Raw genomic sequence first — 22,700 nt, forward strand, 5'->3', positions numbered from 1 at the left:
CATGCGCGCAATCTGGCAAATAACTGACAAGATGCGGAAAAATCCGTGATCGCAAGGAAATCTTAACCCGCGCGATGTGCTGTCCGCTGTGGGGGCGTCGCGCCGGCCTCGATAGGTGCGCGGCCGGGCGGGGCCGGTGCCTTGACAGCGCAGGCGCGATGGCGTACCCCGCGCCCAACTTCCCGGAGGCCTGCCGCTTCCGGTCCCTTCGTCTTTGCGGGGATCGCCATCCGTCAGCGCGTTGCGCCCGCGGGTGCTGCCTTGCATTGGCTGGATGCAAAGGACGCGTGCATGTTCGAGAATCTGTCCGAACGCCTCGGCGGGGTCTTCGACCGGCTGACCAAGGCGGGGGCGCTGTCGGCCGAGGATGTGACCGCGGCCCTGCGCGAGGTGCGCGTGGCGCTGCTGGAGGCCGATGTCTCGTTGCCGGTCGCACGGGATTTCATCAAGCGCGTGCAGGCCAAGGCCACGGGGGCTGCGGTCACCAAGTCGATCACGCCGGGCCAGCAGGTCGTCAAGATCGTCCATGACGAGCTGATCGCGACGCTGACCGGCGAGGGCGATCCGGGCAAGCTGAAGATCGACAACCCGCCCGCGCCGATCCTGATGGTCGGGCTTCAGGGGTCGGGCAAGACCACGACCTCGGCCAAGCTGGCGCGGCGGTTGAAGGAGCGCGAGGGCAAGCGCGTGCTGATGGCCTCGCTCGATACCAACCGCCCGGCGGCGATGGAGCAGCTGGCGATCCTGGGCACGCAGATCGGCGTCGATACCCTGCCGATCGTGCTGGGCGAGAAGGCGGTGCAGATCGCCCGGCGCGCGAAGCAGCAGGCGACGCTGGGCGGCTATGACGTCTATATCCTGGACACCGCCGGCCGGCTGCATATCGACGAAGTGCTGATGGACGAGGTGCAGGCCGTCCGCGATGTCGCCAACCCGCGCGAGACGCTGCTGGTGGTCGACGGCCTGACCGGCCAGGACGCTGTCAACGTCGCCACGGAATTCGACGGAAAGGTTGGCATTTCCGGCGTCATCCTGACGCGGATGGACGGTGACGGGCGCGGTGGTGCGGCGCTGTCGATGCGCGCGGTGACGGGCAAGCCGATCCGCTTCGTGGGCCTGGGCGAGAAGTCCGACGCGCTGGAGACGTTCGAGCCCGAGCGGATTGCCGGGCGCATCCTGGGCATGGGCGATATCGTGGCCCTGGTCGAGAAGGCGCAGTCGACGCTGGAGGCCGAGCAGGCCGAGCGGATGATGAAGCGCTTTCAGAAGGGTCAGTTCAACATGAACGACCTGAAGGGCCAGCTGGAACAGATGATGAAGATGGGCGGCATGCAGGGCGTCATGGGGATGATGCCGGGCATGGGCAAGATGCAGAAACAGGCCGAGGCGGCGGGTTTCGACGACAAGATGCTCAAGCGCCAGGTGGCGCTGATCCAGTCGATGACCAAGAAGGAGCGCGCCAATCCCGACCTGCTGCAGGCCAGCCGCAAGAAGCGCATCGCGGCGGGGGCAGGGCTGGAGGTTTCCGAGCTCAACAAACTTCTGAAGATGCAGCGGCAAATGGCTGATGTCATGAAGAAGATGGGCAAGGGCGGGATGCTGAAGAACGCCATGAAGCAGATGTTCGGCAAGGGCGGCGCGCCCGATCCGGCGACGATGGACCCGGATGCGATGCGCGCGGCCGCGCAGCAGTTGCAGGGCCGCATGCCCGGCGGCATGGGCGGCCTGCCCGGCATGGGCGGCGGCATGACGCTGCCCGGCGGGCTGTCGGGGCTGGGCAAGAAGCGATGATCCGCCTCGCGCCCGAAATCACGCTGGAAACCGAGCGGCTGGTCCTGCGCCAGCCGACGGCCGAGGATTGGGAGGCCGCGGCGGCCTTCATGACCTCGCCGCGGGCCGAGTATGTCGGCGGCAGTTCCGACCGGGGCGCGGTCTGGCGCAGCTTCGGCCATGTCGTCGGCCATTGGGTGCTGCGGGGCTACGGCATGTTCGTCTTCTGCAAGAAGGGCAGCGCGGAGCCGTTGGGCATGGTCGGCCCCTTCTTTCCCGAAAGCTGGGCCGAGCCCGAGATCGGCTGGTCGGTCTGGTCGCCCGCGCACGAGGGCAAGGGTTATGCCTTTGAGGCGGCAACGGCCGCGCGCCGCTTCGCCTATGACCGGCTGGGCTGGAGATCGGCGATCAGCTACATCGACCCGGCGAATGCCCGTTCGATCCGGCTGGCCGAACGGCTGGGCGCAGTGGTCGACCCCGCGGTCGCGCATCCCTTCGGCGACGAGCCTTGCACCGTCTACCGCCACCCCGGCCCCGAGGCGCTGGCATGAGCGCGCCGCATCCGCAACTCACCGGCGTCCCGGTGCTGGAGACCGCGCGGTTGATCCTGCGCGCGCCGGCGCCGCGGGATTTCGAACCGTTCGCGGCCTACTGTGCCGCGGACCGGTCGCGGTTCACCGGCGGGCCGCTGAACCGGGACCTGGCCTGGCGGGCGTTCTGCGCGATCACCGGCAACTGGGTGCAGCGCGGCTACGCGTTCTTCGTGATCGAGGAGCGCGCCAGCGGCCGGGCCATCGGCATGGCCGGGCCGTGGTGCCCCGAGGGCTGGCCCGAACCCGAGATCGGCTGGCAGATCTGGGACCCCGTGGACGAGGGGCAGGGTTTCGCGCGCGAGGCCGCCGAGGCCGCGCGCGGCTTTGCCTATGACGTGCTGGGCTGGCCGACCGCGATCAGCCTGATCGTCGAGGACAACGCCCGCAGCCAGGCGCTGGCGCGGCGGCTGGGCTGCACCCCCGGCGGGGTGTTCACGCACGAGCGCCTGGGCAGCTGCGCGATCTGGCGCCACCCGGCGCCCGGGACGCTGGCCGATGGCGGGATGGAGGCCTACGCATGAGCGCGCCGCACCTGACCCCGATCCCCGGCCCGGCCGCCGATTTCGCCGCCCGCCTGCGCGCCGAACTGCCGGTGCTGGAAACTGGGCGCTGCATTCTGCGCGCGCCGGTGCTGGAGGATGCGCCGGCCTGGGAGGCGATCATGGTGCCGGATGCCGAGGGCCATCTGGGCGGGCCGCACGACGCCGAGAGCGCGTTTCGCGAGTTCGCCGCGACGGTCGGCACCTGGCTTCTGCGCGGCCACGGCCTCTGGACGGTGACGGACAGGGCGGGGGCGGTGCTGGGCTTCGTGCTGATCGGCTTCGAGCCGGGCGATCCGGAGCCGGAACTGGGTTTTCTCTTTTGCGAGGAGGCGCGCGGGCAGGGCTATGCCGCCGAGGCCGCGGCGGCCGCCCGTCGACATGCGCTGGAGACGCTGCGCCTGCCGGCGCTGGTCAGCTGCATCGCGCCGGGCAATGCGCCCTCGCGCCGCCTGGCCGAACGGCTGGGCGCGCGGCTGGACGGCGTTCTGAGTTATCCGGGCGATGCAGAGCCCGCGGAAATCTGGCGCCATGCGCCCGGGGAGGCTGCATGAACCGCGACACCGACGCCGCCCGGGCTGAGGCGCTGCTGTCGGGGCACCGCGCCTCGATCGACCGGCTGGATGCGATTCTGGTCTACACGCTGGCCGAGCGCTTCAAGCACACCCAGGCGGTGGGTCGGCTGAAGGCCGAACACGCGCTGCCGCCGTCCGACCCGGCGCGCGAGGCGCGGCAGATCGAACGGCTGGAGGCGCTGTCGCGCGAGGCCGATCTCGACCCCGAATTCGCCAAGAAATTCCTCGGCTTCATCATATCGGAGGTGATCCGTCACCACGAGAGGATGCAGGGCTGAACGAATACCGGGCCAGCCGGCCCAACCCTCAACCGGGCCCTGCGCCCAAGACGCCATAGACAGGAGACATATCATGGCCACCAAGATCCGACTCGCCCGCGGCGGCTCCAAGAAGCGCCCGCATTACGCCATCGTTGTCGCCGACAGCCGCATGCCGCGCGACGGCCGCTACCTGGAGAAGCTGGGCACCTACAACCCGCTTCTGGCCAAGGACGACGAGGGCCGCGTGAAGCTCGACATGGAGCGCGCCCAGGAATGGCTTGCCAAGGGCGCCCAGCCCACCGACCGCATCGCCCGCTTCCTGGAAGCCGCCGGCGTGAAGCCGAAGGCCGAGCGCGCCAACACGAAGAAGGCCCAGCCCGGCAAGAAGGCCGTCGAGCGGGCGAAGGCGCGCGCCGACAAGGCTGAGGCCGCGACCGCCGAGTGATCTGCCAGAGAGGGGGGCTGTCTGCCCCCCTCTGCCCCGTTCCGGGGCATTCACCCCCCGAGGATACTTGGGGACAGATGAAGGGCGCGCGCGATGAGCGGTGAGCGGGTCTGCGTGGGCGCGATTGCCGGGGCCTTCGGGGTCCGGGGCGAGGTGCGGCTGAAAAGCTTCTGCGCCGAGCCGGAAGCGATTGCCGGCTACGGACCGTTGTCCACCGAGGACGGGCGCGCCTTCGAGATCACGCTGGGCCGGCCGGTGACCAACGGGATCGCGGCGCGCCTGTCGGGCGTCGTTTCGCGCGAGGCGGCCGAGGCGCTGCGTGGCCAGCGGCTTTACGTCGACCGGACCCGCCTGCCGGCCCTGCCCGAGGATGAATTCTACCATGCCGACCTGATCGGGCTGGAGGTGCGCGACACCGGGGGCACGGTGCTGGGGCGGGTGGCGGTGGTGCTGAACCATGGCGCCGGCGACCTGCTGGAGGTCAGCCGGCCGGGAGACGCCGCGATCCTGCTGCCCTTTACCCGCGAAGTGGTGCCGACCGTGGACCCCGGCGCGGGTCGCATCGTCGTCGACCCGCCAGAAGGGCTGATCGAATGAGCGAGGGGTGCAGGCCGCGTCCGACCGAAGGGCGGGACCCGGCGCCGGAGCAGGATGCGCCGCCGGGGGCCGAGCCCTGGCGCGCGACGGTGGTGACGCTGTTCCCCGAGGCGTTTCCCGGCGTCCTGGGCCTGTCGCTGACCGGGCGCGCGCTGGAGCAGGGGCTCTGGTCGCTGGAGACGGTGGACCTGCGCGCGTTCGGCGAAGGCCGGCACCGCAATGTCGACGACGCGCCCGCGGGCGGCGGCGCCGGGATGGTGCTGCGCGCCGATGTGATGGCGAAGGCGCTGGCCGCCGCGGGGGCGGAGCCCTTTGCACCGGGGCGCCGGCCGCTGATCTACCTGTCGCCGCGCGGCGCGCGGTTCGACCAGGCGATGGCGCGGCGGCTGGCGGAGGCCGAGGGGATCACCCTGATTTGCGGCCGGTTCGAGGGGCTGGACCAGCGCGTGATCGACCATTTCGGTATCGAGGAGGTGTCGATGGGCGATTTCGTCCTGACCGGGGGCGAGATCGCCGCACAGGCCTTGATTGACGCGGCGGTCAGGCTTATACCGCGCGTGCTCGGGAATCAGGCGTCGATGGAGGAGGAGTCCTTCAGCGAAGGTTTGCTGGAGCACCCGCAGTACACGAAACCCGCCGTCTGGGAAGGCCGCGCGATACCGGAAACGCTCTTGTCCGGGCATCACGCGAAGATCGCCACCTGGCGGAGGGAGAGGGCCGAGAGGCTGACCAAGGAACGCCGCCCTGACCTCTGGCGGGCTTACTGCGACGCGCGCGGTAGGGACCCGGGAAGAGACCCAAAGCTCTGAGGGCGCTCACACGTCGCGGAATATGAACCGCGCTTATCGAAAGGACGACGCGATGAACCTGATCGCGCAGATCGAAGCCGAGCAGATCGCCGAGCTTGGCAAGGACATTCCGGATTTCAAGGCCGGCGATACCATCCGCGTGGGCTACAAGGTGACCGAGGGCACCCGGTCGCGCGTGCAGAACTTCGAGGGCGTCTGCATCAAGCGGGCCGGCGGCAGCGGCATCGCCGCGTCCTTCACCGTGCGCAAGATCTCGTTCGGCGAGGGCGTGGAGCGGATGTTCCCCCTGCATTCGACCAATATCGACGCGATCGAGGTGGTGCGTCGCGGCAAGGTGCGTCGCGCCAAGCTCTATTACCTGCGCGAGCGTCGGGGCAAGTCGGCGCGGATCGCCGAGAAGACCAATTACCGCGCCCTGGGTGGCGCCAAGGGCTGAGGAGAGGCGCGATGAGAAAAGGCATTCACCCCGAATACCACATGGTCAACGTCAAGATGACCGACGGGACGATGTTGCAGATGAAATCGACCTGGGGCGCGGAGGGCGACACGATCTCGCTCGACGTCGACCCGACCGTGCATCCGGCCTGGACCGGCGGCTCGACCCGGTTGATGGACACCGGCGGCAAGGTGTCGCGGTTCAAGAACAAGTACGCCGGCCTCGGATTCTGAGAGCGCAAGGGCGACGAGGGACAGGGGCGCGACCGAAGGGTCGCGCCCTTTTTCAGTGGCTTGCACCCGTCCGGCGGCACGGCTAAGCCGGCGCCTGGGCAAGGACGGGCAGGCATGGCGCATATCATCGTCACCGGCAACGAAAAGGGCGGGTCGGGCAAGTCGACGACCGCGATGCATGTGGCGACGGCGCTGGCGCGCATGGGCCACCGCGTGGGCGCGCTGGACCTGGACATTCGGCAGCGCAGCTTCGGAAGGTATGTGGAGAACCGCCGCGCCTTTCTGCTGCGCGAAGGGCGGGAGATGCCGACGCCGGATTACCGCGCGCTGCCGCCGGCGGGGAGCGAGGGGATCGACCGCGCCTTTGCCGAGATGGTCGAGGCGCTGTCGGAGAGCGCAGATTTCATCGTGATCGACTGCCCCGGCTCGCACACGCGGCTGGCGCAGATGGCGCATGCGATGGCGGATTCGCTGGTCACGCCGTTGAACGATTCCTTCATCGACTTCGACCTGCTGGCGCGGATCGACCCGATGACGAACAAGGTTCTCGGCCCGTCGATCTATGCCGAGATGGTCTGGCAGGCGCGCCAGACGCGGGCCGAGGCGGGGCTGAAGCCAATCGACTGGTTGGTGCTGCGCAACCGGATGGGCACCCAGCAGATGCACAACAAGCGCCGCGTCGGTGAGGCGCTGAAGGCGCTGGCGAAGCGGATTGGGTTTCGGGTCGCGCCCGGGTTTTCCGAGCGGGTGATCTTCCGCGAGTTGTTCCCGCGCGGGCTGACGCTGCTGGATCTGCGCGACATCGGAACCGAGAGCCTGAGCCTGTCGAACATCGCCGCCCGGCAGGAGTTGCGGGACCTGATCGCCGCGCTGGACCTGCCGGGGGTCAAGGTGGATTTTTGATCCATCGGCAAGGCGGGGCCCGTTTCGGTTGGCGCGACCGCCGATGCAAATCGCCCGGCCCGTTTCCGGACCGGGCGTTGCGCCGGCATCAGGAGGCCGTCAGGCTGTTCAGGCCCACGGGTGTCGGCGCGGTGCCGGGATCAGGGCACGCCCGCGCGGTCCCAGGCCGCCACCGCGGCCGAGGCGTTGGTGCCGAAGATCGAGGCGTTGACACCGCTGGCCGCAAAATCGGTGAAGGCGCTGATCGGGCCGGTCGGCGCGACGCTGTCGACCACCGGGTACTCGTTGTTGCCGTCGGCCAGCATCACCTGCGCATCATCCGACACGAGGTACTCGAGGAAGGCGACCGCGGCGTCGCGGTTGGGCGCGTTGACCAGCACGCCGGCGCCGGTCACATTCACATGCGTGCCGCGGTTGTCCTGGTTGGGGAAGATGAACGCCGTGGCGTCGGCCACCGCGGTATCCTCGGGGTTGGCGGAGGCTTTCAGCCTGCCCCAGTAGTAGGTGTTGGCGATGCCCAGCGCGCATTCCCCGGCGGCGACCGCGCGGATCTGGTCGGTATCGCCGCCCTGCGGGGCGCGGGCCAGGTTGCGGCCGATGCCGCGCGCCCATTCGGTCGCCGCCTCCTCGCCCAGGGCGTCGATCAGTTCGGCCATCAGCGAGACGTTGTAGATGTTCGAGGACGAGCGCATGCAGAGCATGCCTTCGAATTCGGGTTTCGCCAGATCCTCGTAGTCGGTGACGCCTTCGGGAAGGCCCTGCTCGACATTGTAGAAGATCACGCGGGCGCGGGTGCTGAGGCCGAACCAGAGGTTGTCGGGGTGGCGCAGCGCCTCGGGGATGCGGTCGGTCAGCACGTCGCTTTCGACCGGCTGGAAGAGGCCGGCTTCGACCGCGCGGTGCAGGCGGCCGCCATCGACCGTGAGCAGGATGTCGGCGGGGCTGTTCGCCCCCTCGGCCTGGATGCGCGCGACCAGTTCGTCGCCCGAGCCTTCGATCAGGTTGATGCGAATCCCGGTGGCTTCGGTGAAGCCTTCATAGAGCGCGAGATCGGTATCGTAGTGGCGCGCGGAATAGAGGTTGAGTTCATCGGCCATCGCCGGCATCGCCGTGGCGAGCGCGAGCAGGGAGGCGGTCGCATAGCGCAACATTTCGGACTCCTGTCTTTGTTGTGTGCGCCTGCCTCGGACCGCGTCGGGCGCAGTCGCTGGGTTGGCAATCGAGGCGGGCCGAATCGCCCGCCGCGGGATCTGTCTATCGCAGGTCGCAGAACCTGACAATAACGCTCGGAATACTCGACAGGGGCGCCGATCCGGGGTAAGCCTGCCCGGCATCCCCCGGAGGGTTTCGATGAGCCACAGCCTGACCCGCCCTGCGCCGCGCGTGCCGCCAACAGGGGCGCGACCGATCCGCGCGCTGGCGCGGCGGTTCGGCGCGTCGGTCTGGACGCTGGGGGCATTCCTGGTCATCGCGGTCATCCTGCTGCCGATCGCGACGGTGGTCAGCCGGGTCTTCGTTCCCTCCGAAGGGGTCTGGCCGCACATGCTGGAAACGGTGCTGCCGACCTATGTCGGCAACACGCTGATCCTGGTGGCGGGTGTGACCGCGCTGGCCATCGTGATCGGCGTGACCACGGGCTGGCTGGTCGCGGCCTGCGAGTTTCCGGGCCGGCGCCTCTTCGAATGGACGCTGATGCTGCCGCTGGCGATGCCGGGCTATGTCATCGCCTATGTCTATTTCGACAGGCTCAGCTATTGGGGCCCGGTGCAGAGCGGGCTGCGCACGGCGTTCGGCTGGGAAAGGGGGGAGTACTGGTTTCCGCAGATCGCCTCGCTTCCCGGGGCGACGGTGCTGCTGGCGCTGGTGCTTTATCCCTATGTCTACCTGCTGGCACGCGCCGCCTTCCTGGGGCAGTCGATGCGCATGATGGAAGCCGCGCGCGCGCTGGGTCACAGCCGCGCCTCGGCCTTTCGGCGGGTGGCACTGCCGATGGCCTGGCCGGCGATCGCCGCGGGCGCCACCTTCGTCGCGATGGAGACGCTGGCCGATTACGGCACCGTGCTGCACTTGGGCGTGCAGACGATGACCACGGGCATCTTCCGCACCTGGTTCGCCCGCGGCGCGCCGATTGCCGCGGCGCAGTTGTCGGCGCTGCTGCTGTGCTTCGTCACCGCCGCCTTCCTGGTCGAGCGGTTCCTGCGCGGCAGCCGGCGGTTCACCGGCGATCCGGGCGGGCGCAGCGCGGCCTCGGTGGCGCGGCATCCTTTGGGGAGCGGGCGCGCGTTGCTGGCGGTGCTGGCCTGCGCGGTGCCGGTCCTGCTGGGCTTCCTGCTGCCGGCGGCGGAACTGTTGCGCCTGTCGATCATCGCCGGCGATCCGCTCTGGGGCGCGCGGTTCTTCGGCTTCGCCGCGAATAGCCTGAAGATGGCGGGCGGGGCCGCGGTGATCCTGGTCGCGCTGTCGGTCTTTCTGGCCTATGCGCGCCGGATGCAGGGCGGGCTGGCGATCGGTGCGGCGATGCAGGCGGCCAGCTTCGGATATGCCATGCCCGGCGCGGTGATCGCCGTGGGGGTGCTGGTGCCGCTGGCGGCGTTCGACAACGGGCTCGATGCGCTGATGCGCGCCTGGTTCGGCGTCTCCACCGGGTTGTTGCTGACCGGCAGCATTGCCGCGCTGATGTTTGCCTATGTCGTGCGCTACCTGGCGGTGGCGCTGAAGACGGTCGAGGCGGGGTTCGCCCGCATCCCGCCCAGCATGGACGAGGCCGCGCGCAATCTGGGCGCGGGGCCGCTGCGCACGCTGCGGCAAGTGCATCTGCCGCTGATGCGGCGCGGGATGCTGACCGCGGCGATCTTCGTCTTTGCCGACGTGATGAAGGAACTGCCGGCGACGCTGATCGTGCGGCCCTTCAATTTCGACACCCTGGCGGTGCGCACCTTCCGGCTGGCCAGCGACGGACGGCTGGAGGAGGCGGCGACCTCGGCCTTGCTGATCGTCGCGGTCGGCATTCTGCCGGTGATCCTGCTCAGCCGCGCGATGAACCGTTGAACGGATGCGCCGCTTGTGCCGTGACGTCGCGTTTGGTAACAAAACCTGTCCAATCGCAAGGGGTCCGCGATGCCTGTCATCACCTCCATCGAGGATCTGCGCCAGATCTACCGCCGCCGGGTGCCGCGGATGTTCTACGACTACGCGGAGTCGGGCAGCTGGACCGAGCAGACCTTTCGCGAGAACACGAGCGATTTCGCGTGGATCAAGCTACGCCAGCGCGTGGCGGTGGACATGGCCGGCAGGTCGACGAAATCGACCATGATCGGCGAGGAGGTGGCGATGCCGGTCGCGCTGGCCCCGGTGGGCCTGACCGGGATGCAGCACGCCGATGGCGAGATCAAGGCGGCGCGCGCGGCCGAGAAGTTCGGCGTGCCGTTCACGCTGTCGACGATGTCCATCTGCTCGATCGAGGATGTAGCCGAGAACACGAGCAAGCCTTTCTGGTTTCAGGTCTACACGCTCAAGGACGATGACTTCATGCGCCGGCTGTTCGAGCGGGCGCGCGCGGCGAAATGCTCGGCGCTGGTCATCACCGTCGATCTGCAGGTGCTGGGCCAGCGCCACCGAGACCTGAAGAACGGCCTTTCGGCGCCGCCCAAGCTGACCCCCGCATCGATCGCCAACATGATGACCAAGGTCCAGTGGGGGCTGGGCATGCTGGGCACCAAGCGGCGGTTCTTCGGCAATATCGTCGGCCATGCCAAGGGCGTGTCGGACCCGGGGTCGTTGTCGGAGTGGACGAGCCAGGCGTTCGATCCGTCGCTGGACTGGAAGCGGATCGCGCAGTTCAAGGAATGGTGGGGGGGCAAGCTGATCGTCAAGGGGATCATGGAGCCCGAGGACGCGCGGCGCGCGGCGGATATGGGGGCCGATGCGATCGTCGTGTCGAACCACGGGGGACGGCAACTGGATGGCGCGGTGAGTTCGATCCGGATGCTTCCGCAGGTCATGGATGCCGTCGGCGACCGCGTCGAAGTGCATCTCGACAGCGGCATCCGGTCGGGGCAGGACGTTCTCAAGGCCTTGAGTTTAGGGGCAAAAGGCACCTACGTGGGGCGGGCATACACCTACGGTCTCGGCGCGATGGGGGAGGCGGGGGTGACGAAGGCGCTGGAGGTCATCCACAAAGAACTCGACGTGTCGATGGCGCTGTGTGGGGAGACTGACATCGCGAATGTCGGGCCGCACATGCTGTATGTTCCGCAGGGATTCGGGGACCCGACTGTCCCCCTCTGACGGGTGGTTTCGCCCGCTGGCAGGGTGCTGGAAAGTGTATGGCAAGTGGCTGGCAAGCGTATGGCAAACGTATGGCAGTTCCGAACGGTGCGGAAAGGTTTTGTTGAGGCGGCGGGCCGCGGATTTCGGCGCCTGCGCGGTGCCTGAACGGGCAGTCATTCCCGCGACATCTTCAGCCGCGTGACATCTCGTGCTGGTAGCGCAGTTGGGCGAAGGCCTCGTTCGCGTCGGCTTTCTGTAGGTCGCTGAGCGTGCTTTCGACATAGCTCATGTGCGCCTCGGCGGCGGCGCGGGCGGCCTGCGGGTCGCGGGACTGGATCGCGTCGTTGATCGCGCGGTGCTGGTCCAGCAGCAGATCGCGCGTGCCGCGATGCCGGAACATGGCCTGCCGGTTGTAGAAAACCCCGGCGCGCAGCAGGTCGAACATCGCCCGCATCAGATGCAGCATGACGATGTTGTGGCTGGCCTCGATGATCGCGAGGTGAAACTCGGCGTCCAGTTCGGCCTCGGTCGCCGGGTTGCGCCTGGAATGCGCGGCTTCCATCTTGGCGAAGACCGCGCCGATCACCATCAGGTCGGTGTCCGAGCCGAAGCGGGCGGCGCGTTCTGCGGCCATCCCCTCCAGATCACGGCGGAAGCTGACGTAGTCGAAAACCGCTTCCTGATGGCGCGCGAAGAGTTGCACCAGCGCCTCGGGGAAGGCCGAGCCGAGCATTTCGGCGACATAGACGCCGGCGCCGGGGCGGGCGACGACGAGGCCGCGTTCCTGCAACTCGGCAAGCGCTTCTCGCAGCGACGGGCGCGACACGTTCATGCGTTCGGCCAGGTCGCGCTCGGGCGGCAGGCGCTCGCCCGGGCGCAGCAGGCCGCGCAGGATCAGAAGCTCGACCTGGCGCACGACGCCGCGGGCGAGCTTTTCGGTCTGAACGGGCTGGAACGGCATGATCCCCTCCGATTGGTCAAATGTTATGACCGGTCGGAGGGGCTGGCAAGCGCTATCATGCGCCCATCGCGGTCCTGATCGCGGGCGGGTTCAGCGCCCGGTTGATCCGATCAGATGGTCGGGCGGATCACGATCTCGACGCGGCGGTTCTGCGCGCGGCCCGCGGCCGTGGCGTTCGAAGCGACGGGCTGGTTGGGACCGACGCCCTGAGTCACTATCCTGCGACCCGACACACCGTTCTGGATCAGCACTGCGGCGACCGAATCGGCGCGGCGTTCGGACAGGCCCAAGTTGTAGGCCAGCGAGCCGGTGCTGTCGGTATGGCCGACGACGCGGATGATGCTTTCGGGATTGCGCTGCAGGTTGTTCGAGATCACCGCCAGATCGGCGCGCAGGTCGGGCCGGAGGGTCGCGCTGTCGGTGGCGAACAGGATGTCCTGCGGCATCGTCACGATGATTTCCTGACCGGTGTTGCGCACGTCGGTGCCCGGTCCCAGGTCGCGGCGCAGCTCGGCCGCCTGACGGTCCAGGATGCCACCAATGGCGCCCCCGCCGATGGCCCCGGCCGCCGCGCCGACGGCGGTCGCGCCCAGCCGGTTCGAGGAGTTCGAGGTGGCGCCGAGGAGACCGCCGATGGCGGCGCCGGTCAGCGCGCCGGTCTGGGTGCGGCTGAATTCGCCCTGGGGCGTTTCACAGGCAGCCAGCAGGCCCACGGCGGCGATAGAGGCAATAAAGGGCTTCAAGGTCATGATGTCGATTCCTCCGACTCGGTTCACGGCCTTTTATCCGGTGCCGCGCGCGCGGAACAGGGTCAGGCCACGTTATCCGATAACGTCTGGCTGAACGCCGGGTTCCGGGCGGCGCGGAATCAGGCGGGTGTGCGTTCGGTGCCCGCGTCGAGGCGCGCGGCCTCCCACGCCAGCATCGCGCGTTTCACCGGCAGGCCCCAGTGATAGCCGCCCAGACCGCCGGACTTGGCGATGGCGCGATGGCAGGGGATCAGGAAGCTGACCGGGTTGCGCCCGACGGCGGTGCCGACGGCGCGCACGGCGCGCGGGCTGCCCACCGCGCCGGCCAGTTCCGAATAGGTCGTGACGTGCCCCGAGGGGACGCTGAGCAGCGCCTCCCAGACCTTGATCTGGAAGGGGGCGCCGATCAGGTGCAGCCGCGCGGTGCCGGGTGCCGCGCCGAAGGCGGCCTCGACACAGGGGCGCAGGCTTTCGGGGTCTTCGGTGAAGGTGGCCTTGGGCCAACGGTGGGCGAGGTCGTCATGGGCGGCCTGCGCGCCCATTTCGGCGGCGAAGCCCAGCCCGCAGAGGCCGCGGTCGGTGCCCATCGCGATGGCCGGGCCGAAGGGGCTGTCGAACCAGCCGAATGCGATGCGCAGCCCGTCACCGGCGCGGGCGTAGTCGCCGGGGGTCATCGCCTCCCACCGCAGGAAGAGGTCGTGCAGCCGGCCCGGGCCGGACAGGCCCGAGGCCATGGCGGTTTCGAGCACGGTGAAGCGTTCGGCCAGAAGCCGGCGAGCGTGCCCGAGCGCGAGGTATTGCTGGTAGCGCTTGGGCGAGACGCCGACCCACTGGCTGAAGACGCGCTGGAAATGCGCCGGGCTCATGCCGAGGCGCGCGGCGAGATCGGGCAGCGCAAGCCGCTCGCCGCCGGCGGCGTCCAGCGCGGCGATGGCGCGGGCGATGACGCGGTAATGATACGCCCGCTCGGCCGCGTCGGGCAGGGGGGTGACGGTGTCGGACATGCGCGCGGACCTTTCGTGCCGTGTGCCGCGATCCTAACGCCACAGGCCGCCGACCGCGACCCGGAAGCTGCGCATCCGCACTGGACCTTTGGCGGCCCCCGGCGCAACGTGCAAGCGAATCCGGACCCCTGCCCATGCGCCTTCTGGTATCCTTCGCCGCCCTGTTCCTGTCGGTCGTGCTGCTGCAGCTGGGCCTGGGTGGCGTTGCGCCGCTGGATGCGCTGTCCGGCGCGGTGCTGGGGTTCTCGGCGGGCGAGATCGGGATTCTGGGGTCGGCGCATTTCGTCGGCTTCTTCATCGGCTGCTGGTGGGCGCCGCGGCTGATGGGCGAGGTCGGTCATTCGCGCGCCTTTGCCGCGCTGATCGGCGCCGGCACCATCGGCATCCTGTCGCACATGATGCTGACCGACCCGATCGCCTGGGCGCTGATGCGGGTGACCATCGGCATGGCGGTCGCCGGCTGCTACACGATCATCGAGGCCTGGCTGCAGGCCAAGGTCACCAACGCCACGCGCGGCCGGGCGATGGGCGTCTACCGGGTGGTCGACATCGTCGGATCGCTGGGCGCGCAGCTGCTGATCGCGGTGCTGGAGCCGGCGGTGTACCTGTCCTACAACCTGCTGGCGCTGCTGTGCTGCGCGGCGCTGTTCCCGCTGGTGCTGACCCGCGCCGAGGCGCCGGAGACCGGCCCCGCGCCGCGCCTGCGCCCGACGATGGCCTGGAAGATGTCGCCGCTGGCGGCGACGGGGGTGGTGGTCACCGGTATCACCGGGGCGGCGTTTCGCATGGTCGGCCCGCTTTACGGGTTGGCCGTGGGGTTGGAGGCCGACCGGATCGCGCTCTTCCTCGCCGCCTATGTACTGGGCGGCGCGGTGGCGCAGATCCCCATCGGGTGGCTGGCTGACAAGTTCGACCGGCGCTGGGTGCTGATCTGGCTGTCGGTGGCGGCGATCCTGGCCTGCGGGCTGACCGTGCTGGGCGCCGAGCAGGGGGTGGTGGCGATCTTCCTGGCGGCGGGGTTCTTCGGGTTCACGACGTTTCCGGTCTATTCGGTCTCGGCCGCGCATGCCCATGACCACGCCGCGCAGCACGAGCGGGTGGAGCTGTCGGCGGCGCTGATGTTCCTTTACGCGGTCGGCGCCATCGCCAGCCCGGTCATCGCCTCGGTCCTGATCGACCGGTTCGGGCCGGCGAGCATGTTCGTCTTCATCGCGCTGGCGCATCTGATCCTGGTCGTCTTCGGCTTCTACCGGATGTGGGTGCGCCCCTCGCCGGGCGAACGGACGGCCTATGTCTACGTGCCGCGCACCTCGTTCCTGATCGGCCGGCTGTTGCGCCGGGGCAATGGCGAGAACAGCAAGCGGCGCGATGGCGGCGGCCGCGACCGGGTAGGGGGGCGCGAACCCGAGGATTGACGCCCGCGCAAGGCCCGTGCATGAGACCGGCATGGCCCGCCAGCTGGATTATCATACGATCCACGAGATCTTCCGCCGCTTCCACGCGGCCGAGCCCGAGCCGAAGGGCGAGCTGGAGCACCTGAACGCGTTCACCCTGCTGGTCGCCGTGGCGCTGAGCGCGCAGGCGACGGACGTCGGCGTGAACAAGGCGACGCGGGCGCTGTTCCAGATCGCCGACACGCCCGAGAAGATGCTGGAACTGGGCGAGGAGGGGCTGGTCGCGTATATCCGCACCATCGGGCTTTACCGCAATAAGGCGAAGAACGTGATCCGCCTGAGCCGCATCCTGGTCGAGGAGTATGGCGGCGAGGTGCCGTCGTCGCGCGCCGCGCTCCAGTCGCTGCCGGGGGTGGGGCGCAAGACCGCCAATGTGGTGCTGAACATGTGGTGGGGGCATCCGGCGCAGGCGGTGGACACGCATATCTTTCGCGTCGGCAACCGCACCGGCATCTGCCCCGGCCGCGACCCCGACGCCGTCGAGCGCGCGATCGAGGACAACGTGCCCGCTCCCTACCAGCGCCACGCGCATCACTGGCTGATCCTGCACGGGCGCTACATCTGCAAGGCGCGCAAGCCCAACTGCCCCGCCTGCCCGATCCGCGATCTTTGCCCCTATGAGGAGAAGTCCCTGTGAAGAAGTACCAAGTGGCCGGGATCGGCAACGCCATCGTCGACGTGATTTCCACCGTCGATGACCATTTCCTGGACCACATGGGTATCCGCAAGGGCATCATGCAGCTGATCGAGCGCGACCGGGCCGAGACGCTCTACGGCGCGATGAAGGACCGCGCGCAGGCCTCGGGCGGGTCGGTGGCCAACACCATCGCCGGGATCGGGGCGCTGGGGCTGTCCACGGCCTTTGTCGGGCGGGTGCAGGACGACGCGCTGGGGCGGTTCTACGCGCAGGACACCGCGCGGGCGGGCACCGATTTCGTCAATGCGCCGGTGCCGGGGGGCGACCTGCCGACCTCGCGGTCGATGATCTTCGTCACGCCCGATGGCGAGCGGTCGATGAACACCTATCTGGGCATTTCCGCCGACCTCGGCCCCGAGGACGTGGACGAGGCGGTGATGGCCGACAGCGCCGTGGTCTTTCTGGAAGGGTATCTGTTCGACAAGGACCGCGGAAAGCAGGCGTTCCTGAAGGCGGCGCGGGCCTGCCGCGGGGCGGGCGGGCGCGCGGGCATCGCGCTGTCGGATCCGTTCTGCGTGGACCGCCACCGCGCCGATTTCCGCCGCCTGGTGGCCGAGGATATGGATTACGTCATCGGCAACCAGTCCGAATGGGTCGCGCTCTATCAGGCGAACGACCTGGACGAGGCGCTGGCGCAGGCGGCGCGCGACTGTTCGATGGTGATCTGCACGCGCTCGGGCGATCCGGTGGTGGCGATCCATGACGGGCACCGGGTGACCGCGCCGGTGGCGCGGGTGACGCCGGTCGATGCCACCGGGGCGGGCGACCAGTTCGCGGCGGGGTTCCTCTATGGGCTGGCGGGCGGGCATTCGCTGGAAACCAGCGCGCGGATGGGCTGCATCGCCGCGTCCGAGGTCATCGGCCATCTGGGCGCGCGCCCCAAGGCGAACGTGCTGGCAATGTTCCGGTCCGAGAAGCTGGTTTGAGGCGCGGCAGGACGCGCTGCCGAGCCTTCGGTCCGCATGCGGACGTTTTCGCAAGGCATTGAAATGGCAGACGAAATCGGCCTCGTTAACCGCAATGAAATCTTTGGCGAGCGGGCAGATGCGCCGTTCCACGCGCTGCTGGGGCGGGGTCGAGGGTCAGCGCGCGTTCCGTTCCCATGCCGCTCGCGCCATCGCCGAGGCTGCGCGAATATGCGTCGTCCTCGCCGGTGGTACGCTGAAGATCTGGCTGGCAGCCACCGGACAGGATTGCCAACAATCTGTTTTTGTTGATTTTTAAGACGGCTATGGCAGATATGTAAGTCCGAGGCATCTTTCATGGTATCCGAGCGATGGAACAGTCTGAAACCGAACTCATGCTCAAGGGCTACGGCCTGACGACGGCCGAACTTTACTACCGCATGCCGGACTATCAGCGCGTGCTCAACAGCTACATCTGGCAGGAATACGATCTGGCGCCCGACTATCCGAAGCTTTTCGGCTTCATCGAGTTCTGGCAACGCGAGATCGAGGGGCCGCTACATTCGGTGCGCTTCACCCATCGCAAGCTGATCGCCCCCGGCGAGTGGCGCAACGTGGTGGGTGAGTTCACGTTGCACTGAGTCGCGACCGCCCGGCCTGCGGCGCCGGTACCGGCGGTGCCGGCCGCCCGCTCAATGGCTGACCCGCGCTGCGGGACCGGGGCGGGCATTTTTCCAGACACCGCCCCGAGCGCCCTGCGGAGGGAATGCGGCGGCGGGACTTGCAAAGCCCCGGGTGAACGGGCCAAGTGGGGCGGCGCCTGCCGCGCTGCAGAACCGATGACACCGCCACTTTGCCCGGGGGACCGCATGGCCGCTTTCCGCAAGATCCTGATTGCCAATCGCGGCGAGATCGCCATCCGCGTCATGCGCGCGGCCAACGAACTGGGCAAGCGCACCGTCGCCGTATTCGCCGAAGAGGACAAGCTGGGCCTGCACCGGTTCAAGGCCGACGAGGCCTACCGGATCGGCGCGGGGCTGGGACCGGTGGCAGCGTATCTGTCGATCCCCGAGATTATCCGCGTGGCCAAGGCCGCGGGCGCCGATGCGATCCATCCGGGCTACGGGCTGCTGTCGGAAAACCCCGAACTGGTCGATGCCTGTGTCGCGGCCGGCATCACCTTCATCGGCCCGCGCGCCGAGACCATGCGCGCGCTGGGGGACAAGGCCAGCGCCCGGCGCGTGGCAATGGAGGCCGGCGTGCCGGTGATCCCCGCGACCGAGGTCATGGGCGAGGACATGGACGCGATCCGCAGGGAGGCCGCCGAGATCGGCTTTCCGCTGATGCTGAAGGCCAGCCACGGCGGCGGCGGGCGCGGGATGCGCGCGATTGAGGGTGCGGACGAGCTGGAGGCGAAAGTCCGCGAGGGCCGGCGCGAGGCGGAAGCGGCGTTCGGCAATGGCGAGGGCTATCTGGAGAAGATGATCGAGCGCGCGCGCCATGTCGAGGTGCAGTTGCTGGGCGACCAGCACGGGCAGCTCTATCACCTGTTCGAGCGGGACTGCACCGTGCAGCGCCGCAACCAGAAGGTCGTCGAGCGCGCCCCGGCCCCCTACCTGACGCCCGAACAGCGCGCCGAGGTCTGCGCGCTGGCGCTGAAGATCGGGCAGGCGGTGGGCTACCAGAACGCCGGCACGGTCGAGTTCCTGATGGACATGGACACCGACCGTTTCTACTTCATCGAGGTCAACCCCCGCATCCAGGTCGAGCATACCGTCACCGAGGAAGTGACCGGCATCGACATCGTCAAGGCGCAGATCCGCGTGGCCGAGGGCACGACGCTGGCCGAGGCCACCGGCACGCCCGCGCAAGCGGACATCCGGCTGCGAGGCCATGCGATGCAGTGCCGGGTGACGACCGAAGACCCGCTCAACAACTTCATCCCCGACTACGGGCGCATCACCGCCTACCGCTCGGCCACCGGGATGGGCATCCGGCTCGATGGCGGGACGGCCTATGCGGGCGGGGTCATCACGCGCTATTACGACTCGCTTCTGGTCAAGGTCACCGCCTGGGCGCCGACGCCGAAGGAGGCGATCGCGCGGATGGACCGGGCGTTGCGCGAATTCCGCATCCGCGGGGTCAGCACCAACATCGCCTTCGTCGAGAACCTGCTGAAGCATCCGACGTTTCTGGACGACAGCTACACGACGCGCTTCATCGACACGACGCCGGAGTTGTTCATCTTTCGCAAGCGGCGCGACCGCGGCACGAAAGTGCTGACCTATCTTGCCGACATCACCGTCAACGGCCACCCCGAGACCGCGGGCCGGCCCCGACCCGCGCAGCCACGCGCCCCGGTCGCGCCCGCGCAGCGCGCCGAGCCCGTCGCCGGCACGCGAACGCTGCTGGAGGAAAAGGGGCCCAAGGCCGTCGCCGACTGGATGAAGGCGCAGCGGAAGCTGCTGATCACCGACACGACGATGCGCGACGCCCACCAGTCGCTGCTGGCGACGCGCATGCGCTCGATCGACATGATCCGCGTGGCGCCGGCCTATGCCGCGAACCTGCCGCAGCTTTTCTCCGTCGAATGCTGGGGGGGGGCCACCTTCGACGTCGCCTATCGCTTCCTGCAGGAATGCCCCTGGCAGCGTCTGCGCGATTTGCGCGCGCGGATGCCGAACGTGATGACGCAGATGCTGCTGCGCGCCTCGAACGGGGTGGGCTACACCAACTATCCCGACAACGTGGTGCAGTTCTTCGTGCGGCAGGCGGCGGAGACCGGGATCGACGTCTTTCGCGTCTTCGACAGCCTTAACTGGGTCGAGAACATGCGGGTTGCGATCGACGCGGTGCTGGAAACCGGCCGCATCTGCGAGGCGACGATCTGCTACACCGGCGACCTTCTGGACCCGGCGCGGCCGAAATATGACCTGAACTACTACGTGTCCATGGCCAAGGAACTGGAGGCCGCGGGTGCCCATGTCCTGGCGCTGAAGGACATGGCGGGCGTGCTGAAGGCCCCGGCCGCGCGGTCGCTTTTTGCCGCGCTCAAGGATGCGGTCGATCTGCCGATCCATTTCCACACCCACGACACCTCGGGCGCGGCCATCGCCACCATCGTCGCCGCCGCCGAGCAGGGCGTCGATTGCGTCGATGCGGCGATGGACGCGCTGTCGGGCAACACCAGCCAGCCGACGCTGGGATCGGTGGTCGAGGCCTTCCGCCACACCGACCGGGACACCGGGCTGGACATTGAGGCGATCCGCGAGATCTCGGATTACTGGGAAACCGTCCGCGCCCTCTACGGCGCGTTCGAGACCGACCAGCAGGCGCCGTCGTCCGAGGTCTATCTGCACGAGATGCCGGGCGGGCAGTTCACCAACCTCAAGGCGCAGGCGCGGTCGCTGGGGCTGGAGGAGCGCTGGCCCGAAGTCGCCCGCGCCTATGCCGACGCCAACCAGATCTTCGGCGATATCGTCAAGGTCACGCCATCGTCGAAGGTGGTGGGGGACATGGCGCTGATGATGGTGGCGCAGGGCCTGACGCGGGCGGATGTGGAGAACCCCGAGCGGGACATCGCCTTCCCCGAGTCGGTCGTCGACATGATGCGGGGCAACCTGGGACAACCGCCGGGGGGCTTTCCCGAGGGCATGATCGCCAAGGTGCTGAAGGGCGAGGCGCCGATGACCGAGCGGCCGGGCAAGAACCTGCCGCCCGTCGACCTCGAGGCCGAGCGCGCGAAGCTGATCGAGGATCTGGAGGGCTACAAGGTCGATGACGAGGACCTGAACGGCTACCTGATGTATCCGAAAGTCTACCTCGACTACATGGGCCGGCACCGGCTTTACGGCCCGGTGCGCACGCTGCCGACCTGGAACTTCTTCTACGGGATGGAGCCGGGCGAGGAGATCGCGGCCGAGATCGATCCCGGCAAGACGCTGGAGATCCGCCTGATCACGGTGGGCGAGACGCAGGACGACGGCGAGGTGCGGGTCTTCTTCGAGCTGAACGGCCAGCCGCGGACCATCCGGGTGCCCGACCGGAAGGCCAAGGCCAGCGTCACGGCAAGGCCCAAGGCCGAGGAGGGCAACCCCGCGCATGTCGGCGCGCCGATGCCGGGGTCGGTGGCGTCGGTCGCGGTGAAGGCGGGGCAGAAGGTCAGCCCGGGCGATCTGTTGATGACGATCGAGGCGATGAAGATGGAAACCGGGCTGCACGCCGAGCGCGCCGGGCAGGTGAAGGCGGTGCATGTCCAGCCCGGCGCGCAGATCGAGGCGAAGGAGCTGCTGATCGAGTTCGACGCGGCGGATTGATCCGTCCGTTTGCGCGTTGGCCGGGATTGCCGTTCGGGTGCGCTATGGGCGCGTGCTCAAGCTTGAGCAATCGGATAAGCGCTTGAAACAAGGTGAAAAGAGTTTTTTCAGAAACCATTTATTAACCCCGGTTGGGGCCCTGTCGGCCTGACCGGGTAGGCCGGGTGGCGACCGGATTGGTCCCCTCCGCGCCGCTTGACTAGGCCGGCTGGCTGGCCTCGGGCGTGTAGATCACGCGCGTATCCTCGTGGAAATCGTGCAGGTCCAGCGGCCATGTGGCGCGCGGCCAGCGCAGTTCCATCTTGCCCAGCCGCGGCCGGTAGACGGCGGTGTAGAGTGTGCCGAAGCCTGCCGTGAAGGCCGAGGAATAGAGCGGGGCGCGCAGGAAGGCGGAAACGAACTTTTCCTGCGGTTCGACATGCAGGGTCAGGCGCTGCAGCAGGAAACGTTCACGCTCCACGGTTGCGGTGAAGCGCGCGTGGCTGTCCCACTCGACCTTGTCCTGGTGGTTGGTGGCGACGGCGGCATGGCTCACGCGGGCGGGCCGGTCGGGGGCCATCATCACCGTGCGGAAATGGCGATGGCGGTCGACGACGGTCACGTTGTAGCTCATGTGCGTGGGGATGCGGGCCAACGCCGCGCCTGCCTCGGCCGCGGTCTCGCAGGTCTGCAGGACGTAGCGCAGGATGATCGGCACGCCGAAGCCGTCGCCCACCACCCGCCGCCCGCCGAAGGTCAGCGAGATCGCCAACCCTGCGTCGTTCATCCCGTCGACCAGCCCCCAGAGCCCGTCGGACGTGCCCAGAACCGTCCGCCCCGCCCATTCGGTGCGCAGGACCAGCGCATCGAAAGCCTGCGCGTGGTAGTCGTAGTTGCGCACCAGCACCGGCTCCTTGCCCGGCCAGATCGCCTGGCTGCAGCCCGAAAGATAGGGCGGCGGGCGGTAGAAGCTGAGAAACCGCGCCGCGTGATCGCCGCCGCCGGCCAGTTCGCACAGACGGTCGTAGAGCGGCAGGATCTCGGGCATGTGGGCGGCCAGCGCCTTGCGGCTTTCCCAGTAGGTCGGGCGCGGGTCCTCGCCCTCGCGCAGCCACCAGCGGTGATAGTCGGGCCAGAATTCGTGGAAGAGCCCGGCCCATTTCGGGCCGGGCTGGGGTTCGTTCAGGGCGCGCCAGACCAGCTGCA

Annotated in this window: 23 protein-coding genes; 18 read left to right on the top strand and 5 right to left on the bottom strand. The window is 68.6% G+C overall.

The features are described from left to right. The first annotated feature begins 291 nt into the window (after nt 1-291). The 11 genes from ffh to IM708_RS06490 all read left to right on the top strand — a co-directional run bounded on the left by ffh (nt 292) and on the right by IM708_RS06490 (nt 7,160). On the top strand, nt 292-1,791 hold the full coding sequence (gene ffh / locus IM708_RS06440; RefSeq protein ID WP_209425517.1) for a signal recognition particle protein: 1,500 nt from the start codon (nt 292-294) through the stop codon (nt 1,789-1,791). Then, nucleotides 1,788-2,321, top strand: coding sequence for a GNAT family N-acetyltransferase (locus IM708_RS06445; protein WP_209425518.1), 534 nt, complete (start codon nt 1,788-1,790; stop codon nt 2,319-2,321). The genes ffh and IM708_RS06445 overlap by 4 nt, the downstream gene beginning before the upstream one ends. Then, the gene (locus IM708_RS06450) at nt 2,318-2,884 is read left to right on the top strand and encodes a GNAT family N-acetyltransferase (RefSeq protein ID WP_209425519.1); all 567 of its coding nucleotides are present in this window, start codon (nt 2,318-2,320) and stop codon (nt 2,882-2,884) included. The genes IM708_RS06445 and IM708_RS06450 overlap by 4 nt, the downstream gene beginning before the upstream one ends. Next, a complete protein-coding gene (locus tag IM708_RS06455; protein WP_209425520.1) occupies nt 2,881-3,456 on the top strand; it encodes a GNAT family N-acetyltransferase in 576 nt (191 codons plus the stop codon). Before IM708_RS06450 ends, IM708_RS06455 begins: the two co-directional genes overlap by 4 nt. Beyond that, nucleotides 3,453-3,755, top strand: a complete 303-nt coding sequence (locus tag IM708_RS06460; RefSeq protein ID WP_209425521.1) for a chorismate mutase — start codon at nt 3,453-3,455, stop codon at nt 3,753-3,755. Before IM708_RS06455 ends, IM708_RS06460 begins: the two co-directional genes overlap by 4 nt. Nucleotides 3,756-3,828: 73 nt before the next feature. Continuing rightward, entirely contained in the window at nt 3,829-4,182 is a 354-nt protein-coding gene (gene rpsP, locus IM708_RS06465; protein ID WP_209425522.1) for a 30S ribosomal protein S16, read from the top strand. Between the two features lie 93 nt (nt 4,183-4,275). After that, entirely contained in the window at nt 4,276-4,779 is a 504-nt protein-coding gene (rimM, locus tag IM708_RS06470; protein ID WP_209425523.1) for a ribosome maturation factor RimM, read from the top strand. After that, on the top strand, nt 4,776-5,588 hold the full coding sequence (gene trmD, locus IM708_RS06475; protein ID WP_209425524.1) for a tRNA (guanosine(37)-N1)-methyltransferase TrmD: 813 nt from the start codon (nt 4,776-4,778) through the stop codon (nt 5,586-5,588). The genes rimM and trmD overlap by 4 nt, the downstream gene beginning before the upstream one ends. A 52-nt stretch (nt 5,589-5,640) precedes the next feature. Beyond that, the gene (gene rplS / locus IM708_RS06480; RefSeq protein WP_209425525.1) at nt 5,641-6,024 is read left to right on the top strand and encodes a 50S ribosomal protein L19; all 384 of its coding nucleotides are present in this window, start codon (nt 5,641-5,643) and stop codon (nt 6,022-6,024) included. Nucleotides 6,025-6,035: 11 nt separating this feature from the next. Beyond that, the gene (gene rpmE, locus IM708_RS06485) at nt 6,036-6,257 is read left to right on the top strand and encodes a 50S ribosomal protein L31 (RefSeq protein ID WP_209425526.1); all 222 of its coding nucleotides are present in this window, start codon (nt 6,036-6,038) and stop codon (nt 6,255-6,257) included. Between the two features lie 114 nt (nt 6,258-6,371). Beyond that, the gene (locus IM708_RS06490) at nt 6,372-7,160 is read left to right on the top strand and encodes a division plane positioning ATPase MipZ (protein ID WP_209425527.1); all 789 of its coding nucleotides are present in this window, start codon (nt 6,372-6,374) and stop codon (nt 7,158-7,160) included. 140 nt (nt 7,161-7,300) lie between these two features. Here IM708_RS06490 and IM708_RS06495 read toward each other — a convergent pair whose 3' ends face one another. Next, complete coding sequence (locus IM708_RS06495) at nt 7,301-8,311, bottom strand: extracellular solute-binding protein (RefSeq protein WP_209425528.1); 1,011 nt, start codon at nt 8,309-8,311, stop codon at nt 7,301-7,303. A 199-nt stretch (nt 8,312-8,510) separates the two neighbouring features. Between IM708_RS06495 and IM708_RS06500 the strand changes: the two genes are divergently transcribed. Together IM708_RS06500 and IM708_RS06505 are read left to right on the top strand one after the other, a co-directional pair. Next, nucleotides 8,511-10,208 (top strand): iron ABC transporter permease, encoded by a 1,698-nt coding sequence (locus tag IM708_RS06500; RefSeq protein WP_209425529.1) that lies wholly within the window; start codon nt 8,511-8,513, stop codon nt 10,206-10,208. Between the two features lie 69 nt (nt 10,209-10,277). After that, nucleotides 10,278-11,447: an alpha-hydroxy acid oxidase gene (locus IM708_RS06505; protein WP_209425530.1), complete on the top strand. Its 1,170-nt coding sequence runs from the start codon at nt 10,278-10,280 to the stop codon at nt 11,445-11,447. Nucleotides 11,448-11,619: 172 nt separating this feature from the next. Here the strand turns inward: IM708_RS06505 and IM708_RS06510 are convergent, their stop codons facing one another. The 3 genes from IM708_RS06510 to IM708_RS06520 all read right to left on the bottom strand — a co-directional run bounded on the left by IM708_RS06510 (nt 11,620) and on the right by IM708_RS06520 (nt 14,143). Further along, nucleotides 11,620-12,390, bottom strand: a complete 771-nt coding sequence (locus IM708_RS06510; RefSeq protein WP_209425531.1) for an FCD domain-containing protein — start codon at nt 12,388-12,390, stop codon at nt 11,620-11,622. A gap of 110 nt (nt 12,391-12,500) precedes the next feature. After that, nucleotides 12,501-13,139, bottom strand: a complete 639-nt coding sequence (locus IM708_RS06515; RefSeq protein ID WP_209425532.1) for an OmpA family protein — start codon at nt 13,137-13,139, stop codon at nt 12,501-12,503. 119 nt (nt 13,140-13,258) lie between these two features. After that, entirely contained in the window at nt 13,259-14,143 is an 885-nt protein-coding gene (locus tag IM708_RS06520) for a bifunctional helix-turn-helix domain-containing protein/methylated-DNA--[protein]-cysteine S-methyltransferase (RefSeq protein WP_209425533.1), read from the bottom strand. A 134-nt stretch (nt 14,144-14,277) separates the two neighbouring features. Between IM708_RS06520 and IM708_RS06525 the strand changes: the two genes are divergently transcribed. The 5 genes from IM708_RS06525 (at nt 14,278) to IM708_RS06545 (ending at nt 21,515) form a co-directional block, all read left to right on the top strand. After that, nucleotides 14,278-15,558 (top strand): MFS transporter, encoded by a 1,281-nt coding sequence (locus IM708_RS06525; RefSeq protein WP_209425534.1) that lies wholly within the window; start codon nt 14,278-14,280, stop codon nt 15,556-15,558. Nucleotides 15,559-15,589: 31 nt separating this feature from the next. Continuing rightward, entirely contained in the window at nt 15,590-16,234 is a 645-nt protein-coding gene (nth, locus tag IM708_RS06530; RefSeq protein ID WP_209425535.1) for an endonuclease III, read from the top strand. Beyond that, on the top strand, nt 16,231-17,220 hold the full coding sequence (locus IM708_RS06535) for an adenosine kinase (RefSeq protein WP_209425536.1): 990 nt from the start codon (nt 16,231-16,233) through the stop codon (nt 17,218-17,220). The genes nth and IM708_RS06535 overlap by 4 nt, the downstream gene beginning before the upstream one ends. A gap of 350 nt (nt 17,221-17,570) precedes the next feature. Continuing rightward, nucleotides 17,571-17,840, top strand: a complete 270-nt coding sequence (locus tag IM708_RS06540) for an usg protein (RefSeq protein WP_209425537.1) — start codon at nt 17,571-17,573, stop codon at nt 17,838-17,840. Nucleotides 17,841-18,068: 228 nt separating this feature from the next. Continuing rightward, a complete protein-coding gene (locus tag IM708_RS06545) occupies nt 18,069-21,515 on the top strand; it encodes a pyruvate carboxylase (protein ID WP_209425538.1) in 3,447 nt (1,148 codons plus the stop codon). 199 nt (nt 21,516-21,714) lie between these two features. Here IM708_RS06545 and IM708_RS06550 read toward each other — a convergent pair whose 3' ends face one another. Beyond that, nucleotides 21,715-22,695 carry a C45 family peptidase gene (locus IM708_RS06550; protein ID WP_209425618.1) on the bottom strand — a complete coding sequence of 327 codons (981 nt, stop codon included), beginning with the start codon at nt 22,693-22,695 and terminating at the stop codon, nt 21,715-21,717. Between the last annotated feature and the right edge of the window lie 5 nt (nt 22,696-22,700).

Origin of the sequence: Pararhodobacter sp. SW119, assembly GCF_017811755.1 — a bacterium.
GTDB lineage: Bacteria > Pseudomonadota > Alphaproteobacteria > Rhodobacterales > Rhodobacteraceae > Pararhodobacter.

Coding starts and splice junctions, on each gene's coding strand:
- ffh (WP_209425517.1), top strand. CDS start 292: ATGTTCGAGAATCTGTCCGAACGCCTCGGCGGGGTCTTCGACCGGCTG.
- IM708_RS06445 (WP_209425518.1), top strand. CDS start 1,788: ATGATCCGCCTCGCGCCCGAAATCACGCTGGAAACCGAGCGGCTGGTC.
- IM708_RS06450 (WP_209425519.1), top strand. CDS start 2,318: ATGAGCGCGCCGCATCCGCAACTCACCGGCGTCCCGGTGCTGGAGACC.
- IM708_RS06455 (WP_209425520.1), top strand. CDS start 2,881: ATGAGCGCGCCGCACCTGACCCCGATCCCCGGCCCGGCCGCCGATTTC.
- IM708_RS06460 (WP_209425521.1), top strand. CDS start 3,453: ATGAACCGCGACACCGACGCCGCCCGGGCTGAGGCGCTGCTGTCGGGG.
- rpsP (WP_209425522.1), top strand. CDS start 3,829: ATGGCCACCAAGATCCGACTCGCCCGCGGCGGCTCCAAGAAGCGCCCG.
- rimM (WP_209425523.1), top strand. CDS start 4,276: ATGAGCGGTGAGCGGGTCTGCGTGGGCGCGATTGCCGGGGCCTTCGGG.
- trmD (WP_209425524.1), top strand. CDS start 4,776: ATGAGCGAGGGGTGCAGGCCGCGTCCGACCGAAGGGCGGGACCCGGCG.
- rplS (WP_209425525.1), top strand. CDS start 5,641: ATGAACCTGATCGCGCAGATCGAAGCCGAGCAGATCGCCGAGCTTGGC.
- rpmE (WP_209425526.1), top strand. CDS start 6,036: ATGAGAAAAGGCATTCACCCCGAATACCACATGGTCAACGTCAAGATG.
- IM708_RS06490 (WP_209425527.1), top strand. CDS start 6,372: ATGGCGCATATCATCGTCACCGGCAACGAAAAGGGCGGGTCGGGCAAG.
- IM708_RS06495 (WP_209425528.1), bottom strand. CDS start 8,311: ATGTTGCGCTATGCGACCGCCTCCCTGCTCGCGCTCGCCACGGCGATG.
- IM708_RS06500 (WP_209425529.1), top strand. CDS start 8,511: ATGAGCCACAGCCTGACCCGCCCTGCGCCGCGCGTGCCGCCAACAGGG.
- IM708_RS06505 (WP_209425530.1), top strand. CDS start 10,278: ATGCCTGTCATCACCTCCATCGAGGATCTGCGCCAGATCTACCGCCGC.
- IM708_RS06510 (WP_209425531.1), bottom strand. CDS start 12,390: ATGCCGTTCCAGCCCGTTCAGACCGAAAAGCTCGCCCGCGGCGTCGTG.
- IM708_RS06515 (WP_209425532.1), bottom strand. CDS start 13,139: ATGACCTTGAAGCCCTTTATTGCCTCTATCGCCGCCGTGGGCCTGCTG.
- IM708_RS06520 (WP_209425533.1), bottom strand. CDS start 14,143: ATGTCCGACACCGTCACCCCCCTGCCCGACGCGGCCGAGCGGGCGTAT.
- IM708_RS06525 (WP_209425534.1), top strand. CDS start 14,278: ATGCGCCTTCTGGTATCCTTCGCCGCCCTGTTCCTGTCGGTCGTGCTG.
- nth (WP_209425535.1), top strand. CDS start 15,590: ATGGCCCGCCAGCTGGATTATCATACGATCCACGAGATCTTCCGCCGC.
- IM708_RS06540 (WP_209425537.1), top strand. CDS start 17,571: ATGGAACAGTCTGAAACCGAACTCATGCTCAAGGGCTACGGCCTGACG.
- IM708_RS06545 (WP_209425538.1), top strand. CDS start 18,069: ATGGCCGCTTTCCGCAAGATCCTGATTGCCAATCGCGGCGAGATCGCC.